3 protein-coding genes and 1 pseudogene are annotated in these 1,622 nt (G+C 35.8%); 3 read left to right on the plus strand and 1 reads right to left on the minus strand.

The features are described 5' to 3' along the window. Positions 1 to 204, minus strand: a pseudogene (locus H6S82_RS32150) (helix-turn-helix domain-containing protein); the annotation flags it as partial. A gap of 181 nt (positions 205 to 385) precedes the next feature. Here H6S82_RS32150 and H6S82_RS32155 point away from each other — a divergent pair. The 3 genes from H6S82_RS32155 to H6S82_RS32165 all read left to right on the plus strand — a co-directional run bounded on the left by H6S82_RS32155 (position 386) and on the right by H6S82_RS32165 (position 1,574). Continuing rightward, positions 386 to 733 carry a hypothetical protein gene (locus H6S82_RS32155; RefSeq protein ID WP_190464137.1) on the plus strand — a complete coding sequence of 116 codons (348 nt, stop codon included), beginning with the start codon at positions 386 to 388 and terminating at the stop codon, positions 731 to 733. Positions 734 to 802: 69 nt separating this feature from the next. Continuing rightward, positions 803 to 1,141: a hypothetical protein gene (locus tag H6S82_RS32160; RefSeq protein ID WP_190464138.1), complete on the plus strand. Its 339-nt coding sequence runs from the start codon at positions 803 to 805 to the stop codon at positions 1,139 to 1,141. 4 nt (positions 1,142 to 1,145) lie between these two features. Continuing rightward, positions 1,146 to 1,574 carry a hypothetical protein gene (locus H6S82_RS32165; protein WP_190464139.1) on the plus strand — a complete coding sequence of 143 codons (429 nt, stop codon included), beginning with the start codon at positions 1,146 to 1,148 and terminating at the stop codon, positions 1,572 to 1,574. The last annotated feature ends 48 nt before the right edge of the window (positions 1,575 to 1,622 follow it).

A 1,622-nucleotide genomic window follows, 5' to 3' on the forward strand; every position in this document is an offset into this window, starting at 1 on the left:
ACATACTTCGCTTTCAACACCCTTAATACTTTTATGAAGTATTTGAGCTATTTCGGCGGGACTGTAGCCACAAAGCAAGCCCCGCAAATGTAGCTTCTCAACAGATGTCAGGCGTTTTCCCTTAGCCGAAGCTAAGTCTGTATACAGCGTTTCTAAGTCCCAGTGGTTAGCCGCTTCGGTAAATTGTTCATTGTTGGATGGCATAGCAAGGGTTCTTCATAAAATTTTTCCTAGCCAGATCCTAGCTTAAATTGCAGCCTTAACTTAGTAAAGGCTGAGGTTGGCTAGTTTATGATTGGAAAAAAGCAGTTTTTCACGCTCATCCAGCATTTCCCGATGGTGGGAAAATTCCATAAAACTAATACATACTAATCAGAGATTGTCTATGTCAGCGTTTGGATTTGATGGAATTAAAACAGCTTTAAGTCAAGCACTGGAAATGTTACCAGATTGGCAAACATTAAACCCTTTTGATAAAGGGAAAGTTATCGACCAAACTTTCAAATCTATTTTGAAAGATTTAATGCAACAGTTTGGTATGAAACCAGGCATTGATTATGTAGACAATTTAAGAGATAATGAACGCAGTGCAGATTTTGTTGCTTTGTCTAAAGAGGCAGATGATTTAATTATAGGCTTATTAAATGGTAAGATAATTGCTATTACGCAACATAGTCGAGTTAGCAAATTAGGTAATAAATTTACTGTTAAGGCTCATTTTCGTAAAAAATAAGCCTGATTTCTTTTCCCAACAGATACCACCAATTATTGGCAATATAAATATTGCCTTGAGAGCGATCAAATGGAACCATTATACTTTAAAGATGGAAATTACATTTATGAGTGTAAATCTTCTCCCGAAAACAAAGATGGCCCTCTCAATAATAACAGCCTGAGAAGTTGGACAAGAGATGCTAAAAATTTATTGAACCGTCATCGACCTAGTGGATTTCGTTATGTATTTCCTGTTAATCGTGTTGATAGTAGTAATGAAGCTGTCTTAGAAAAGCTAAAAGAAAATTGCCCTAGTGTAGATATACAATATTATGATTGTGATTCAGTAGATAGGCTGATTAGAGCTTTGGAAAAAGTAAATAGCTTACCGGAATTAGTTGCATACATCAAGCAAGCCAGGAAGTAAAAATATGTCGCAAAGTCTTCACTTTCACCGAATTAAGTGCTTTGATGCTAAAGTCATCCAAAGTTTTGATATTGAAACTATTTTGAGAATGCTAAAAGCAGGTCTTGGCCAAGAAAAATCAAACATTGATGAAACCACTTATGACTTATTTTTTGAACCGATAGAAGAAATCACTATCTCTCTAAGCGCTAACGATCCTAAGTTAGAAAAATTATTAGGTACAGGTGCTAAAAATCTTCTACATCCAAACTCCAGATATTACTTGGTTACTGAAGAACTCTCCAAAGTCATTAACGAGATGTCTTGGAAACTGGCTATATCTGAACTTAAAAGCAGCACTCAATCCCAAGAAACCTGTAAAGAATACTTTAAAGATTGCGCTATGTTAAAAATATGGTACAACCAAAAAATACTCATGGTTGAGGCTTCTTAATTTATGCAGAATGCTATAATTATGCGGTGCGTTAGCCCAGCGTAACGC

Origin of the sequence: Planktothrix sp. FACHB-1355 (genome assembly GCF_014748295.1) — a bacterium.
GTDB lineage: Bacteria > Cyanobacteriota > Cyanobacteriia > Cyanobacteriales > Aerosakkonemataceae > Aerosakkonema > Aerosakkonema funiforme_A.

Coding starts and splice junctions, on each gene's coding strand:
- H6S82_RS32155 (WP_190464137.1), top strand. CDS start 386: ATGTCAGCGTTTGGATTTGATGGAATTAAAACAGCTTTAAGTCAAGCA.
- H6S82_RS32160 (WP_190464138.1), top strand. CDS start 803: ATGGAACCATTATACTTTAAAGATGGAAATTACATTTATGAGTGTAAA.
- H6S82_RS32165 (WP_190464139.1), top strand. CDS start 1,146: ATGTCGCAAAGTCTTCACTTTCACCGAATTAAGTGCTTTGATGCTAAA.